Source organism: Shinella sp. NM-101 (assembly GCF_021401195.1).
In the GTDB taxonomy this organism is placed as follows: domain Bacteria; phylum Pseudomonadota; class Alphaproteobacteria; order Rhizobiales; family Rhizobiaceae; genus Shinella.
Map to the genome: position 1 here is coordinate 204379 of NZ_JACBFT010000003.1, position 14917 is coordinate 219295.

A 14917-nucleotide genomic window follows, 5' to 3' on the forward strand; every position below is an offset into this window, starting at 1 on the left:
TATCTCCCCGCCTGCGGGGAGAAGGTCGCGGCAGGCGGATGAGGGGCCGTCGTTACTCCGCCGTCTCGATTTCCGCATGTCCGGTCTGGATGTTCCAGAGATTGCGGTAGAGGCCGGGACAGTCAACGAGGGCGTCGTGCGTTCCGGACTGGATGATCCGGCCGCCATCCATCACATGGATCGCGTCGGCATGTACCACGGTGCTGAGCCGATGGGCGACGAGGATCACGGTGCGCTTGCCCTTCATCTTGGCGAGCGAGCGCTGGATCGCCGCCTCCGTCTCGTTGTCGACGGCACTGGTCGCCTCGTCGAGGATGAGGACGGCGGGGTCGATCAGCAGGGCGCGCGCAAGAGCGATGCGCTGGCGCTGGCCGCCGGAAAGCTTCTGGCCGTATTCGCCGATCTGGCTCTCGTAGCCCTCCGGCAGCGCGCGGATGAAGCCGTCCGCTTCCGCAAGCCTTGCGGCCGCCTCCACCTCCGCCCGGCTCGCCTCGGGCCTGCCATAGGCGATGTTGTCGGCGATCGAGCCGGCAAACAGCGTCACCTCCTGCGGCACCCAGGCCATGCTGCGGCGCAGCCGCTCGCCCGACCAGTCGGCGAGCGGCACGCCGTCGAGCAGGATGCGGCCCTCCTGCGGGCGGATGAAGAGGCCGAGCAGCTTGATGAGCGTCGACTTCCCGCCGCCGGTGGGGCCGACGAGCGCCACCGTCTCGCCCGCCCGGATGGCGAGATGGATGTCCGTGACGCCGCCGGGGCTCGTCGCATAGCGGAAGCCGACGCCGTCGATCTCGAAGCGGCCGGTGACCGGCACGTCGTGCGTCCCGTGCGGCTCGCCGCGCGGTTCCTCGAGCAGGCGCAGGATGCGGCGCGTCGAGGCCATGGCGCGCTCGTAGAGGTCGGCGATTTCCGCAAGGCCCGTCATCGGCCAGAGCAGGCGCTGCGTCAGGAAGACGAGGAGGCCGTAGGCGCCGACCTGCATCTGGCCGGTCAGGGTCAGCCATCCGCCGATGAGGAAGGTGGCAAGGAATCCCGACAGGATCGCCATGCGGATGATCGGGATGAAGGCGGAGGAGACGCGGATCGCCGCCCGGTTCGCCTCGACATAGCCGAGGCTCTCCTTCGTCAGCGAGGCCGTCTCGCGCGCCTCGGCGCCGAAGGCGCGGATGGTCTGGAGGCCCTGAAGGTTGGTGGTGAGCCGCGCGCCGAGCCCGCCCGCCCTTGCGCGCACCGCGTCGTAGCGCGCCTGCGCCCGGCGCTGGAACCAGAAGGCGCCCGCGATGATCGCCGGCACCGGCGTGAACGCGATCACGGCGATGAGCGGGCTGACGATGAAGAAGACGGCGCCGACGAGAATGACCGCGGCGAAGGTCTGGATCAGTTCGTTGGCGCCGCGGTCGAGGAAGCGCTCGAGCTGGTTGATGTCGTCGTTCAGCACCGCCAGGAGGTCGCCCGAGCGGTTTTCCTCGTAGAAGCTCGACGGCAGGTGCTGCGCGTGGTCGTAGCACAGGATGCGCAGCCGGTGCTGCACGTCCTGGGCGAGGCCGCGCCAGAGGATCTGGTAGAAATATTCGAAGAGCGATTCGCCGAACCAGATGAGGAAGGTCGCGATGCCGAGCAGCGTGAGCTGCTGCACCGGATCGGTGATGCCGATTTTGGCGACGAAGGAATCCTTGCCGCGCACCACCACGTCGAGCGCGATGCCGATCAGGATTTCCGGCATCACGTCGAAGACCTTGTTGATGACGGAGGAGGCGACGGCGCGCACGACGCGGCCCTTCTCGTCGCTGACCAGCGAAAGCAGCACGCGCAGGGGATGGCGGCTGCCGGAGGAAAGGGGAGCGGATGTCGTCGAAGCGGGCATGGAGCGAACCTGTTGGGCCGGGAGTTGCGGCATGTCCGGCGCCCCCGCGTCTAGCCGGATGCGCCCTCGCTTGCAATCTCCTGGAACCTGCCGCGAAAGACCGCCGCCTTAACGCGGTCTTAACGACGTTTGCCGCTTGATCGCCGGCGGCGGCGGGCAGGCGCGGTGCTTCCCGCGCGAACCGGCGCTCCGCCGGAACGGAGGCAGGCATGCGATCCTCGTTCGGCGCGGCGGCGCTCTTTCGGCTGGCGGCCGCCGCCGCGGCCTGTGCCATGCCCGTTCAGGCGGGCGCTGCGTGCCTGCGCGGCATCAACCTTGCCGGCGCCGAGTTCGGCGAAGGCCGCGGCACCTATGGCAAGGACTACATCTATCCCTCCGCCGGGACGATCGCCTATTTCGCCGGCAAGGGTTTCAACGCCGTGCGCCTGCCCTTCAAGTGGGAGCGGCTTCAGCCGAGGCTCGGCCGCGGCTTCGACAAGGCGGAGCGTGCCCGCCTTGCCGAGACGGTCAGGGCGCTGCGCGATGCCGGCATGACCGTCATCCTCGATCCGCACGACTATGCCCGCTACGGCGGTCAGCCGATCGGCTCGGCCGCGGTGCCGGACAGCGCCTTCGCCGATTTCTGGCGCCGGCTCGCCGGCGACTACAGGGATGACGGCGGCGTGCAGTTCGGCCTGATGAACGAGCCGCATGACGTGCCGGCGACGCAATGGCTCGCCTCCGCCAACGCCGCCATCGCCGCGATACGCGAGACCGGCGCGAAGAACCTCGTGCTGGTCCCGGGCACGGCCTGGACAGGCGCACATAGCTGGGAGGAGGAGCGGGACGGCGGGGCCAACGGCACCGTCATGCTCGGCATAAGGGATCCGGCGGATAACCATGCCTACGAGGTGCACCAGTATCTCGACACGGACTTCTCCGGAAAGGCCGGGGCCTGCGAGCGGGTGGACGATGCGGTGAAGGCGCTGGAGCGCTTCACCGACTGGCTGAAGCGCAACGGCAAGCGCGGCTTCCTCGGTGAGTTCGGCGGCTCCGCCGAGCCCGCCTGCCTCGACGGGCTCGCCCGCATGACGGCGCTCGTCGGCAGTCAAGGCGCCGTCTGGACCGGCTGGACCTATTGGGCGGCCGGCGACTGGTGGCCGGCGGACGAGCCGCTCAACATCCAGCCGGCCGAGGGCCGCGACCGGCCGCAACTTGCCGCGCTGGCGGCCGGCGGCCCGCTGCCGACGGGGGCCGCCGCCTGCCCGTCGCTGCCCTGAAAGGGTTTTTCCCGCGTGGATCGGGCGCTATCCCGCACCGTTTGCTTTTGTGGCTAACGAAGTCTCAACGGACCCTTTTCGTATCGTTCCGAAACGGTGGGCCTCAAGCGCAACCGCCTCGAAAACCGGGCTCGCTCAGCTTTTCTTCAGAAATGGCCGCAAGGGTCCGTTCAAGCGTGAGACAGCCCCGCACCGCGTTTCACGAAATCTTATCCATGTCCCTTCAGCCCATCTTATCAACCGCCGGTTATGCCTGTCTCAAACAATAAGGCGCGCTGTCCGGCCGCAAGAAAGCGATGGAGAAGAACATGAAGCAGAAGATCCGTGACATCCTGGTCAAGCACGGTGGCCTTCCGGTGCCTGTCGAACAATTGGCGGACGACGCCGATCTCTATGCGGCGGGCCTTTCCTCCTTCGCGTCCGTGCAGGTGATGCTCGGCATCGAGGATGCCTTCGACGTCGAGTTCCCCGACAACCTCCTCAACCGCAAGTCCTTCCAGAGCATCGAGGCGGTCGCACGGGCGGTCGAAAGCCTTGTCGGCAATGCGGAGGCCGCCGAATGACCCTCACGATCGGAACAGGCCTTGCCGAGCGCGCCGAGCGCGTTTGCGCCGTGGCTGCCGCCCATGCCGACGACGTGGATGCGAAGGGCCGCTTCCCCCGGGAGGCGGTCGACGCCATGATCGCCGAGCGGCTGCTGTCGATCCAGGTCCCCGCTGCCTTCGGCGGCGAGGGCGCGTCGCTCTCCGAGATCGCCGAGGTCTGCTCGCTGGTCGGCCAGGGCTGCGCGGCGGCGGCGATGGTCTTCGCCATGCATCACATCAAGCTGTCCAGCCTCGTTTCGCACGGCCGGGAGAGCGCCTGGCACGCCGCCTTCATGCGCCGTATCGCGGACGAGCAGTTGCTGCTCGGCTCGGCGACCACGGAAGGCGGCATCGGCGGCAACCTGCGCAACAGCATCTGCGCCATCGAGATCGACGGCGACACCTGCCGCCTGACGAAGGACGCCACCGTCATCTCCTACGGCGCCGAGGCGGACGCAATCCTCATCACCTCCCGCGCCCATGCGGATGCCGCCGCGACCGACCAGGTCATGACGGTCTTCACGAAGGAGCAGTACACGCTGGAGCGGACCCATGTCTGGGACACGCTCGGCATGCGCGGCACCTGCTCGGACGGCTGGCTCTTCAAGGGCGAGGCGCCGAAGGAGCAGATCTTCCCGCAGCCCTTCGCCGAGATCGCCGCCCAGTCGATGCTGGCCACCTGTCACCTGCTCTGGAGCGCGGTCTGGTACGGCATCGCCGTCAATGCGGTCGCCCGCGCGCAGGCGTTCGTGCGCGCCGCCGCTCGCAAGAGCCCCGGCGTGACGCCGCCCGGTGCGCTGCGCCTTGCGGAAGCCTCGAACCTGCTCCAGCTCGTCAAGTCCAACACGATCGCCGGCCTCAGGGAATACGAGGCGGCGAAGGCCGATCCGGACCGCCTCTCCTCGATGGGCTTTGCCGTCGCGATGAACAACGTTAAGATCGCCTCCTCCGAGACGATCCTCGCGATCATCAACCAGGCCATGCTGATCTGCGGCATCATGGGCTACAAGAACGGCACGCCCTACAGCCTCGGCCGGCACCTGCGCGATGCGCATTCCGCCCAGCTCATGATCTCCAACGACCGCATCCTCGGCAACACGTCGAACCTCCTGCTTGTCCACAAGCAGGACACCAGCCTGATCGGGTGACACCATGGATATGCAGACCTCCCTTCTCGACCGTCTCTTCGACACGGGCCTTCTCATCGATACGGGCGTCGAGGGCCTCTACGGCCGCAGCGGCGCCTTCGAGGACGTCATCGCCCGCTTCGAGCGGCTGATCGACGCCTATGGCGGGGCCGACGGCGCGGAAGCGATGCGCTTTCCGCCGGGCATGAACCGCGCGCATTTCGAATCCTCCGGCTACATGAAGAGCTTCCCGCAACTCGCCGGCACGGTGCACAGCTTCTGCGGCGGCGAGCTCGATCACATGAGCCTCCTGCAATGCATGGAAGTCGGCGACGACTGGACGAAGGACCAGAAGGCGACCGACATCGTGCTGACGCCGGCGGCCTGCTACCCGCTCTACCCGACCATCGCCAGGCGCGGACGCCTGCCGGCGGGCGGCGGGCTCTACGACCTGCAGTCCTACTGCTTCCGTCACGAGCCCTCCAGCGATCCGGCCCGCCAGCAGCTCTTCCGCATGCGCGAATATGTCTGCATGGGCACCGAGGAGCATGTGACGACCTTCCGCCAGACCTGGATGGACCGGGGCCTGGAAATGATGGCCAAGGTCGGCCTCGACGTGACCATCGATGTCGCCAACGACCCGTTCTTCGGCCGCGCCGGCCGCATGCTCGCCAACAACCAGCGCGACCAGAACCTGAAGTTCGAGCTGCTCATCCCGGTGACGTCGGCCGCCAAGCCGACGGCCTGCATGAGCTTCAACTACCATCAGGATGCCTTCGGCGCGAAGTGGGGCCTGAACCTCGAAAACGGCGACGTCGCGCACACCGCCTGCGTCGGCTTCGGCCTGGAGCGCATCGCGCTCGCGCTCTTCGCCCGCCACGGCCTCGACATCGCCGCCTGGCCGGCCGATGTCCGCAAGGTGCTGGGATACCAGGACTGACATGGCGGCCGTCTTCCCCGGGCTCGACCCCGAGACCTACCGGCCGCACGCCCTGCACGATGCGGAGCGCATGTGGCCGGAGACGAACTGCTACGTCGATCTGTGGATCGAGGTGCTGAACGCCTCCGGCACGGTGCCGGAGGCGATGCTCGGCTTCTCGCTGGCCCAGGACTTCGAGGGCGACCAGTTCACCTTCTTCAAGGTGCCGCTGGAAGACCTCGAAGCGCTCTACGGCATCCGCTGCACCGAGCTTGCCATCTTCGACCGGCTGGAGGACCACGTCGCGACCCAGATCGCGCGCGGGCGCCTCTGCCTCGTCGAGATGGACAGCTACTACATGCCCGATACCCGCGGCGTCGCCTACCGGCAGGAGCACGGCAAGACGACGGTGGCGATCAACCGGCTGGACCTTGCGGAAAAGCGGCTCGACTACTTCCACAATGCCGGCTTCTTCCGGTTGGAGGGAGAGGATTTTGACGGCCTGTTCCACTTGAACGATGGTCCCGAGGACCTGCCCTTCCTGCCCTATACGGAATTCGCCAGGTTCCCGGAAAAGCTCCCGGACGAGGCCCATCTGCGCCGCGAGGCGAGACGCCTGCTCGCCGTCCATTTCGCCCGGCGTCCCGCGGAAAACCCGGTCGCGGCCTTCGCGGCGGTGTTCCCGAAGCAGGTCGAGGCCGTGGCGGACCGCCCCTTCGGCTTCTTCCACAAATACGCCTTCAACACGCTGCGCCAGCTCGGGGCGAATTTCGAGCTCGCCGGCAGCCATCTCGACTGGCTGGCGCCGGACGGCAGCCTGAAGGACGCCGCCGATGCCGCGCGCAGGATCTCGGAGACCGCCAAGACGGTGCAGTTCCAGCTTGCCCGCGCCGTGACGCGCCGCAGGTTCGAGCCGCTCGCGACCGCGCTCGACCCGGCCGCCGAGGCCTGGGAAGCGCTGATGGCGACGCTCGCCGCGCGGATCGGCTGATGGAGGACGGCGTGCCCGCGACCGGCAGGATGCTTTCGGACGGCTGGCGCATGGTCCTGACGCCGGCCGGTGCCGTTTCCGACTCCGCGGCGCTCGCGCCCCTTTCCGGCTTCGTCGACGCCCCGGTCCCCGGCACGGTCGCCGGGGCGCTGGAACGCGCCGGCCGTTTCGACCGGACGGCGCCCGAGCCGCTCGACCATCTCGACGCATGGTACGTCCTCGACCTTGCCGGCGAGGCGCCGGGCGAGGCCGTGCTGCATTTCGAGGGGCTTGCGACCATCGCGGAGGTCTGGTGGAACGGCGCGCGGGCGCTCACCTCCGACAGCATGTTCGTGCGCCACGCCCTTCCCGTCACGCTCACCGGCGACGACCGGCTCGCCCTCTGCTTCCGCGCCCTGAAGCCGCATCTCGAAAAGCGCGGCCCCCGTGCCCGCTGGCGCCCGCAGATGATCACGCCGCAGGGCCTTCGGCTCGTGCGCACCACCCTGCTCGGCCGCATGCCCGGCTGGTGCCCGGAGGTCCATGCCGCCGGCCCCTGGCGCCCGGTCCGCCTTGCGCGGCCCGCGCCCGCGCTGCCGGCCGATGTGCGCATCGCCGCCCGTCTGGAGGAGGACGGCACCGGCCGGCTCGACGTCCGCTTCACCCTCGACGGCGCTCTCCCGCCCGCCGTGGAATGCGCTGGCGTTGCCGTGGTCGCCGTCTCCGACGGGGCGGGAGGCTTTACCGCCAGCCTTGCCATTCCCGATGTCGCGGCGTGGTGGCCGCGCAGCCATGGCGTGCCGGCATTGCACGATGTCCATCTCGTCGTGGACGGGGTGCGCCACAGGCTCGGCCGCACCGGCTTCCGCCGCATCGGGATCGACCGCGGCGCGGATGGCCGCGATTTCGCGCTTTCCGTCAACAGCACGAAAATCTTCTGCCGCGGCGCGGTCTGGACCAATGCCGACATCGTCGACCTGCCGGGCAGTCGCGCGCGCTACGAGCCGCTGCTGAGGCTGGCGGCGGACGCGAACATGAACATGCTCCGCATCGGCGGCACGATGACCTACGAGACGCCGGATTTCTTTGCACTGTGCGACGAAATGGGCCTGATGGTCTGGCAGGATTTCCAGTTCGCCAATTTCGATTACCCGGCTAACGATGCCGCTTTCGTCGAGAATGTGCGCAGGGAAGTCGCGCAGTTCCTCGATGCCATCGCCGCCTCGCCCTCGCTCGCCGTCCTGTGCGGCGGCAGCGAGATCGACCAGCAGGCGGCGATGCTCGGCCTGCCGGAAAGCGCCCGGTCCGGGCCGCTGACGCGCGAAATCCTGCCCGCGCTCGCGTCCGCGCACCGGCCGGACGTGCCCTATGTCGAGAATTCGCCGAGCGGCGGGGTCATGCCCTTTTCGCCCGATGCCGGCGTCACGCACTATTACGGCGTCGGCGCCTATTGCCGGCCGCTGGAGGATGCGCGGCGCGCCGGGGTGCGCTTTGCCGCCGAATGCCTCGCCTTCGCCAATGTGCCGGAACGCGGGACGCTCGATGCGCACCTGCCGGTGCCCGCCGTGCACGATCCGCGCTGGAAGGCCCGCGTTCCGAGAGATCGCGGCGCGTCCTGGGACTTCGAGGACGTGCGCGACCACTATCTCGGCCTTCTCTACGACGAGGACCCGGCCCGCCTGCGCCGCGAGGACCCGGCGCGCTATCTCGACCTTTCCCGCGCCGCGGTCGGCGAGGCGATGGAAGCGACCTTTTCCGAATGGCGCCGGTCGCAATCCACCTGCAACGGCGCGCTGGCCTGGACCTTCCAGGACCTCCTGCCCGGCGCGGGCTGGGGGATCGTCGATGCGACGGGCCTGCCGAAATCCGCCTGGCACGCCCTGCGCCGCGCCTTCCGCCCGGTGCAGCTCGCGCTTTCCGACGAGGGCACGAACGGGCTCGACATCCATGTCATCAATGACGACGCGCAGGAGCGATGCCTGACGCTGGAGCTGTCCTGCCTGCGCCATGGCCGCCAGCCGGTCGTCTCCGGCAGCAAGGAACTCGCGCTTGCCCCGCATTCGGCGGCGACGTTGCCGGCGACCGATCTGTTCGGCGCCTTTTTCGACACGACCTATGCCTTCCGCTTCGGACCGCCCGCGCACGACGTGACGGCCGGCCGGCTGGTCGATGCGCAGGGCACGGTGGTCGCCGAGGCGTTCCACTTCCCGCGCGGCCGGTCGAAGGCGCTCTTCCCGGCGGCGCTTTCGGCAGCGCTCCGGCAGGATGGGGAAGGATGGCTGCTGGATCTATCCGCGGACCGCTTCGCCCAGTCCGTCGCGATCGAGGCCGAGGGCTTCCTGCCGTCGGACAACTGGTTCCATCTCGCGCCGGGCGGCGTGAAGACCGTACGCCTTGCAGCGCGCGCCGGAACGGATCCGGCAGTGCGCCCGGCCGGTGAGGTCCGCGCCATCGGCGCCGAGGCCGTCGTCTCGTTCTAGGAGGCGCATGGCTCCCTACAGGAAATAACAGGTGATTTCCCGTAGGCCTTGACGTGGTTCAGAAGAAGACGTGCAGCGGCCACTGGACCGGACGGCGGGAGGAGGAGAGCCTGCTGCCTTCGAGCGGCAGCCTGTCGTCCGTTGCCGAGCCGCGCGCGTCGTCGCGTTCCGTGTCGTCGGTCTTCGGCTGGAAGCCGACCGGATAGAGGTTGAAATAGCCGAGCGTCACGCCACCGAGATACATCATGCCATCGCTTCCATCGTTGTTGCGATCCGGTCAACATCATGGCGGAATCGTGGCGGCTGTCAATAGTCTATAGAATTGGTGGTTTACTCGCCCCTTGATGCGGCGGCCGGGGAGGGGGTACGAGACGGGTCACGTCACCGCAAACCGATCCTAGGGGCTGGCCTTGTACACGCTGGACCGCACCGAACATTTCGAGCAGGAGATCCGCAGGAGCCGGTTCCTGGCGGTCGCCTGCCCGGTCGAAAGCGAGGCGGAGGCGAAGGCGCGCCTCGCCGAGGTCTCCGATCCCTCGGCCAATCACAATTGCTGGGCCTTGCGCATCGGCCAGACCTACCGCTTCAGCGATGACGGCGAGCCGAGCGGCACGGCGGGAAAGCCCATCCTCCAGGCCATCGACGGACAGGCGCTCGACCGCGCGCTCGTGGTCGTCACGCGGTGGTTCGGCGGCATCCTGCTTGGCAGCGGCGGGCTCATCCGCGCCTATGGCGGCACGGCGGCGATGTGCCTGCGCGCGGCGGAGAAGACCGAATATGTCGAGCGCGTCGCGCTCACCGTCTCGCTCGGCTTTTCCGATCTCGCGCTGGTCAAGGCGCGGCTCGGCGCCTTTGCCGGGCTGGTGATGGACGAGGAGGCCTATCACGATACCGGCGCGCGTCTTGCCTTCCGCGTTCCCGCGGAAAAGGCGGAGGAGATCGGCCGGCTGATCGTGGACCTCACGAGCGGACGGGCCGAGATCGGCGCCTGAGGCGGAAATTTTCCATCCGGTCGAAATAAAATCAGCTTTTCCTTTCGCGGCCGATCGGGAGAACGGTTTGGCGTGTTCGCAGGCCCTTGCCGAAAGCCGTCTTGCGGTGCGCCGGATCGGCGCAAAGTTGCGCTTCGCGCCAGCCGCGCGGGACGGCCCGCCGCTATAGGCAAGGCCGGTTTTTCGGTCTATCTACCCGGCCTGACATGTTTTCGCGGGCGCCTGCCCTGCGAGCCCGCACGAAAAGAGGATGATACCCATGAGCCTGCGCATCAACGACATCGCTCCGGACTTCACCGCCGAAACGACCATCGGCCCGATCAGCTTCCACGAATGGATCGGCGACGGCTGGGCCGTGCTCTTCTCGCACCCGAAGAACTTCACCCCCGTCTGCACCACCGAGCTCGGCGCCATGGCCGGCATCGAGGGCGAGTTCCGCAAGCGCGGCGTCAAGATCATCGGCATTTCCGTCGATCCGGTCGACAGCCACGCCAAGTGGAAGGCCGACATCCGCACGGCCACCGGCTTCGACGTCGAATATCCGCTGATCGGCGACAAGGACCTCAAGGTCGCCAAGCTCTACGACATGCTGCCGGCCGCCGCCGGCGAATCGTCCGAGGGCCGCACGCCCGCCGACAACGCGACGGTGCGCTCGGTCTTCGTCATCGGCCCGGACAAGAAGATCAAGCTGGTCCTCACCTATCCGATGACGACGGGCCGCAACTTCGCGGAAATCCTGCGCGCCATCGATTCGATCCAGCTCACCAGCAAGCACCAGGTCGCAACGCCGGCCAACTGGCAGCAGGGCGACGACGTGATCATCACCGCCGCCGTCTCCAACGAAGACGCCATCACGCGCTTCGGCTCCTTCGACACGGTCCTGCCGTACCTGCGCAAGACCCGCCAGCCGGCCGCCTGATCGGCGCAGCCATATTCGGGAAACGAAAAGCCGGGGTCCTTCGACCCCGGCTTTTTCATGCCGTGCGCAGGATGAAGCCGGAAAATCGCTTCTGCACGAAGGGTGAGACGACGAAGACCATGGCGAACACCATGATCGGCGCGATGACGGCGGTCCGCTGCCAGATCGTCCAGCCCTCGGTGAGGGGAAGGACGAGGTAGAGAAGCGCGGTGATCAGCGGATAGACGGGCAGCAGCATGGCGAGCGCGAGGTGGAGCTTGGAGAGCCTGCGAGGGGATGCGGATTGGGTCATGGGAGGATCCTTTATGGAACGGAACGTTTCGTTTATATAGAAACGAAACGTTCCGTTCAAGTGCCGCCCGTGCTACAAGCGGAAAAAAGGAAACGGCATGGCAGAAGCAGAGACGAAGCCCGCCCGCCGCTCCATCGGCGCCACGCGTAATCCGGCAAGCGAGGCGGCGATCCTCGCGGCGGCGGAGGCGGTGCTGGTGGAAAACGGGATCGGCGGCTTTTCCATCGAGGCGGTGGCGCGGCGCGCCCGCGCCGGCAAGCCGACGATCTACCGCTGGTGGCCCTCGCAGGCCGCCCTCCTGCTCGACGTCTATCACAGCCGCAAGCGCGTTAGCTTCGTCTTCCCGGATAAGGGCAATGTGCGCGACGACCTGCGGGCCTATCTTTCCAGCCTGCTGGTGACCTGGCGGGAGGGAACGAGCGGCGCGGTCTTCCGCTCCGTGCTGGCGAAGGCGCAGGGCGAGCCGGAAGCGCTGGCCGCGCTCTGCGCCTACATGGCCGAGCGCCGCCGCGAGAGCGGCGGCATCGTCGCCAGGGCGCAGGTGCGCGGCGAGGTGCGTGCGGAGGTCCGCCCGGAGCTGGTCACCGAGCTGCTGTCGAGCTTCGCCTGGGGGCGGCTCCTGACCGATCGGCTGGATGTTTCCGACGAGGAGGTCGATGCCGTTATCGACACGGTGCTGGCCGGCATCCTCAAGGCGCCGGCTGGCTGATCGCTCAGTCCGCCACGCGCACCAGCCGCAGCCTGCCGTCCGCGTCCACCTCGGCGGCGACGCCCTCGTAGCTCTTCAGCAGCGGATGGCTGGTCTCGATCGGATGATGGTGAGTCGCCGTCATCACGACGACATCCGCGCCAGCGCCTTCGCCGGCAAGGATGCCCGCCGGCACGTCCTCGAAGACGAGGCAGTCGGCGGACGCGAAGCCGAGCCGCTCCGCCCCGAGCCGGTAGCCGTCGGGCGCCGGCTTGCCCTTCGTGACGTCTTCCGCCGTCACGATGACCGTCGGCAGCGGGATGCCGGCTGCCGCCAGGCGGCGGTGGGCGAGCGCGACGGGCGCGGAGGTGACGATGCCCCAGCGGCCGGCCGGCAATGCGCAGAGGAAGGGGATGGCGCCCGGAATGGGAACGATCCCGTCGACATCCTCGATCTCCGCCCGCTCGACGTCCTTCGCCTCGGCGGCGGGATCGATACCCGGCAGGCCGAGCCGCGTGATCGTGTCGATGCCGCGCACGCCGTGCATGGTCGGCAGGAAGGTGGCGACGTCGAGCCCGTGCTTCAGCGCCCATTGCGTCCATACCCGCTCGGTGGCCGGTATGGAGTTGATGATCGTGCCGTCCATGTCGAAGAGGAAGGCGGAGAAACTGCGGTCGAAGACGGGGCGGGCAATGGAAGACAAGGCTGGACCTGCTGGCTGGGAGGAAGGGCGCGCGGTGCGGCGGGGCTTCCGATTACCCTCTCCCGTCCGTGCAGGCAATCGCATTCCCGCCGTTGCGCCGGCCCGCGGGCCATCCCATCTTTCTGTTGTTGCCCGATTTATGCGCCGGCAGGCAATTCCCCTTGGCGGCAAAATGCTCTAGCTCTCGCTCCATGCCGCACAAGGTTTTCCTCTCCCGCCTCAAGCTCACGGACTTCCGCAACTATGCGGGCCTGTCGCTGCCGCTCGACGGCCGGCATGTGGTGCTGACGGGGCAGAACGGGGCGGGCAAGACGAACCTCATGGAGGCCGTCTCCTTCCTGTCGCCCGGCCGGGGCCTGCGCCGCGCCGCCTATGGCGACGTGCCGCGCGCCGGCTGCGGGGGCGGGTTTTCCGTCTTCGCGACGGTCGAGGGCATGATGGGCGAGGTCGACATCGGCACCGGCACGGAAGGCGGCGAGGACGGTCAGTCGCGAAAACTCCGACTGAACGGTACGCCCGCCCGCACAGTGGACGAGCTTCTCGACCATCTGCGCGTCGTCTGGCTCACGCCCGCCATGGACGGGCTCTTCACCGGTCCCTCCGCGGATCGCCGCCGCTTCCTCGACCGGCTCGTCCTGTCGCTCGATCCCGAGCACGGCCGCCGCGCGGCGGATTTCGAAAAGGCGATGCGCGGCCGCAACCGGCTGCTCTCCGAGCCCCGGCCCGATCCCGCCTGGCTGACGGCGCTGGAAAAGCAGATGGCCGAACTCGGCATCGCCATGGCCCATGCCCGCCATGAACTGGTCGGCCTCCTGTCAGGCCTCGTCGAGGCGTCGCGTGACGACGGGCCGTTCCCTTCCGCCTCAATGCGGCTTTCCGGCTTCCTCGACGAGGAATGGCAGCGCCCGGCCTATGAGATCGAGGAAATCTATCTCGGCATGCTGCAGGGCGGGCGCTACCGCGACGCGGCCGCCGGCCGCACGCTGGACGGCCCGCACCGCGCCGACCTGCTCATCCGCCACCGGGAAAAGGACATGGAGGCCGAGCGCTGCTCGACGGGCGAGCAGAAGGCGTTGCTGGTCGGCCTCGTCCTCGCCCATGCCGGCCTCGTCGCGGGCATGACGGGCCATGCGCCGGTGCTGCTGCTCGACGAGATCGCCGCCCATCTCGACGAGGGCCGCCGCGCCGCGCTCTTCGACCGGGTCGACATGCTCGGCGGCCAGGCCTTCATGACCGGCACCGACCGGGCCATGTTCGACGCGCTCGGTGCGCGCGCGCAGTTTCTCACCGTCTCGAACGGAGGCATTGTCCAATGACCGATCCGCTGAAACCCGAAGAGATCGACCGCTACCGCCGGCATATCGTGCTCGCCGAGATCGGCGGGGCGGGCCAGCAGAAGCTGAAGGCGGCGAATGTGCTGGTCGTCGGCGCCGGCGGCCTCGGTGCGCCGGTCATCCAGTATCTCGCCGCCGCCGGCATCGGCCATATCGGCGTCCTCGACGACGACACGGTCTCGCTCTCCAATCTCCAGCGCCAGGTGATCCACGAAACGGCAGGCATCGGCACGGCGAAGATCGCCAGCGCCGAGGCCGCAGTCGCCCGCCTCAATCCGCATGTCGCCTTCACCGGCATCGCCGAGCGGCTGGCGCCGGAGAGTGCCGCACGCCTGCTTTCCGGTTACGATCTGCTGGTGGACGGTTCGGACAATTTCGATACCCGCTACGCCTCCGCCGATGCGGCGGAAGCCGCGCGCATCCCGCTCGTCACCGGCGCCGTCGGCCGCTTCGACGGCTCCGTGACGGTGCTGAAGCCCTATGAGGCGGGACCGGACGGCACGCCCAATCCCGGCTACCGCGACCTCTTCCCTGCCGCACCGCCGCCGGGCGTCGTGCCCGCCTGCGCGGAAGCCGGCATCGTCGGTGCGCTGACGGGCGTCATCGGCACGCTGATGGCGATGGAAGTGATCAAGCTGGTGACGGGGGCGGGGGAGCCGCTGGTTGGCCGCCTCTTGCTCTATGATGGACTGGCGGCGCGGTTCGAGACGCTGAAGTACCGGCGCCGGAAATCCTGAACCCCCTCTGCCTGCCGCATCTCTCCCGCAAGGGTTGGCCATATGGAAGGAA

The 14917-nt window shown here is 68.3% G+C and carries 15 protein-coding genes; 11 read left to right on the forward strand and 4 right to left on the reverse strand.

From position 1 onward, the window contains the following. Positions 1-52: 52 nt before the first annotated feature. On the reverse strand, positions 53-1861 hold the full coding sequence (locus L0976_RS07975; RefSeq protein ID WP_234186851.1) for an ABC transporter ATP-binding protein: 1809 nt from the start codon (positions 1859-1861) through the stop codon (positions 53-55). Positions 1862-2070: 209 nt separating this feature from the next. Between L0976_RS07975 and L0976_RS07980 the strand changes: the two genes are divergently transcribed. The 6 genes from L0976_RS07980 to L0976_RS08005 all read left to right on the forward strand — a co-directional run bounded on the left by L0976_RS07980 (position 2071) and on the right by L0976_RS08005 (position 9200). After that, entirely contained in the window at positions 2071-3120 is a 1050-nt protein-coding gene (locus L0976_RS07980; protein WP_234186852.1) for a glycoside hydrolase family 5 protein, read from the forward strand. 308 nt (positions 3121-3428) lie between these two features. Further along, positions 3429-3683, forward strand: a complete 255-nt coding sequence (locus L0976_RS07985; RefSeq protein WP_234186853.1) for an acyl carrier protein — start codon at positions 3429-3431, stop codon at positions 3681-3683. After that, positions 3680-4852: an acyl-CoA dehydrogenase family protein gene (locus L0976_RS07990; RefSeq protein ID WP_203317112.1), complete on the forward strand. Its 1173-nt coding sequence runs from the start codon at positions 3680-3682 to the stop codon at positions 4850-4852. The genes L0976_RS07985 and L0976_RS07990 overlap by 4 nt, the downstream gene beginning before the upstream one ends. Positions 4853-4856: 4 nt before the next feature. Continuing rightward, on the forward strand, positions 4857-5771 hold the full coding sequence (locus L0976_RS07995) for an amino acid--[acyl-carrier-protein] ligase (protein WP_234186854.1): 915 nt from the start codon (positions 4857-4859) through the stop codon (positions 5769-5771). 1 nt (position 5772) lies between these two features. Beyond that, complete coding sequence (locus tag L0976_RS08000) at positions 5773-6741, forward strand: DUF1839 family protein (RefSeq protein ID WP_234186855.1); 969 nt, start codon at positions 5773-5775, stop codon at positions 6739-6741. After that, positions 6741-9200 (forward strand): glycoside hydrolase family 2 protein, encoded by a 2460-nt coding sequence (locus L0976_RS08005; RefSeq protein WP_234186856.1) that lies wholly within the window; start codon positions 6741-6743, stop codon positions 9198-9200. The genes L0976_RS08000 and L0976_RS08005 overlap by 1 nt, the downstream gene beginning before the upstream one ends. A 58-nt stretch (positions 9201-9258) precedes the next feature. Here L0976_RS08005 and L0976_RS08010 read toward each other — a convergent pair whose 3' ends face one another. After that, positions 9259-9447, reverse strand: a complete 189-nt coding sequence (locus L0976_RS08010; protein WP_203317116.1) for a hypothetical protein — start codon at positions 9445-9447, stop codon at positions 9259-9261. 163 nt (positions 9448-9610) lie between these two features. Here L0976_RS08010 and L0976_RS08015 point away from each other — a divergent pair, with 163 nt between their 5' ends. After that, positions 9611-10192 carry a YigZ family protein gene (locus tag L0976_RS08015; RefSeq protein WP_234186857.1) on the forward strand — a complete coding sequence of 194 codons (582 nt, stop codon included), beginning with the start codon at positions 9611-9613 and terminating at the stop codon, positions 10190-10192. Positions 10193-10451: 259 nt separating this feature from the next. After that, a complete protein-coding gene (locus tag L0976_RS08020) occupies positions 10452-11111 on the forward strand; it encodes a peroxiredoxin (RefSeq protein ID WP_203317117.1) in 660 nt (219 codons plus the stop codon). A gap of 55 nt (positions 11112-11166) precedes the next feature. Here the strand turns inward: L0976_RS08020 and L0976_RS08025 are convergent, their stop codons facing one another. Then, entirely contained in the window at positions 11167-11403 is a 237-nt protein-coding gene (locus tag L0976_RS08025; RefSeq protein ID WP_234186858.1) for a hypothetical protein, read from the reverse strand. Positions 11404-11500: 97 nt separating this feature from the next. Here L0976_RS08025 and L0976_RS08030 point away from each other — a divergent pair, with 97 nt between their 5' ends. Further along, positions 11501-12112, forward strand: a complete 612-nt coding sequence (locus tag L0976_RS08030) for a TetR/AcrR family transcriptional regulator (protein WP_234186859.1) — start codon at positions 11501-11503, stop codon at positions 12110-12112. Between the two features lie 4 nt (positions 12113-12116). Here the strand turns inward: L0976_RS08030 and L0976_RS08035 are convergent, their stop codons facing one another. Beyond that, positions 12117-12794, reverse strand: coding sequence for an HAD-IA family hydrolase (locus L0976_RS08035; protein WP_370643606.1), 678 nt, complete (start codon positions 12792-12794; stop codon positions 12117-12119). 191 nt (positions 12795-12985) lie between these two features. Here L0976_RS08035 and recF point away from each other — a divergent pair, with 191 nt between their 5' ends. Beyond that, positions 12986-14110, forward strand: coding sequence for a DNA replication/repair protein RecF (gene recF, locus L0976_RS08040; RefSeq protein WP_234186860.1), 1125 nt, complete (start codon positions 12986-12988; stop codon positions 14108-14110). Then, positions 14107-14865 (forward strand): molybdopterin-synthase adenylyltransferase MoeB, encoded by a 759-nt coding sequence (moeB, locus tag L0976_RS08045; RefSeq protein ID WP_234186861.1) that lies wholly within the window; start codon positions 14107-14109, stop codon positions 14863-14865. Before recF ends, moeB begins: the two co-directional genes overlap by 4 nt. The last annotated feature ends 52 nt before the right edge of the window (positions 14866-14917 follow it).

Bases quoted from the DNA above. Each gene is read 5' to 3' on its own strand.
- L0976_RS07975 (WP_234186851.1), bottom strand. From the start codon at position 1,861: ATGCCCGCTTCGACGACATCCGCTCCCCTTTCCTCCGGCAGCCGCCAT.
- L0976_RS07980 (WP_234186852.1), top strand. From the start codon at position 2,071: ATGCGATCCTCGTTCGGCGCGGCGGCGCTCTTTCGGCTGGCGGCCGCC.
- L0976_RS07985 (WP_234186853.1), top strand. From the start codon at position 3,429: ATGAAGCAGAAGATCCGTGACATCCTGGTCAAGCACGGTGGCCTTCCG.
- L0976_RS07990 (WP_203317112.1), top strand. From the start codon at position 3,680: ATGACCCTCACGATCGGAACAGGCCTTGCCGAGCGCGCCGAGCGCGTT.
- L0976_RS07995 (WP_234186854.1), top strand. From the start codon at position 4,857: ATGGATATGCAGACCTCCCTTCTCGACCGTCTCTTCGACACGGGCCTT.
- L0976_RS08000 (WP_234186855.1), top strand. From the start codon at position 5,773: ATGGCGGCCGTCTTCCCCGGGCTCGACCCCGAGACCTACCGGCCGCAC.
- L0976_RS08005 (WP_234186856.1), top strand. From the start codon at position 6,741: ATGGAGGACGGCGTGCCCGCGACCGGCAGGATGCTTTCGGACGGCTGG.
- L0976_RS08010 (WP_203317116.1), bottom strand. From the start codon at position 9,447: ATGATGTATCTCGGTGGCGTGACGCTCGGCTATTTCAACCTCTATCCG.
- L0976_RS08020 (WP_203317117.1), top strand. From the start codon at position 10,452: ATGAGCCTGCGCATCAACGACATCGCTCCGGACTTCACCGCCGAAACG.
- L0976_RS08025 (WP_234186858.1), bottom strand. From the start codon at position 11,403: ATGACCCAATCCGCATCCCCTCGCAGGCTCTCCAAGCTCCACCTCGCG.
- L0976_RS08030 (WP_234186859.1), top strand. From the start codon at position 11,501: ATGGCAGAAGCAGAGACGAAGCCCGCCCGCCGCTCCATCGGCGCCACG.
- recF (WP_234186860.1), top strand. From the start codon at position 12,986: ATGCCGCACAAGGTTTTCCTCTCCCGCCTCAAGCTCACGGACTTCCGC.
- moeB (WP_234186861.1), top strand. From the start codon at position 14,107: ATGACCGATCCGCTGAAACCCGAAGAGATCGACCGCTACCGCCGGCAT.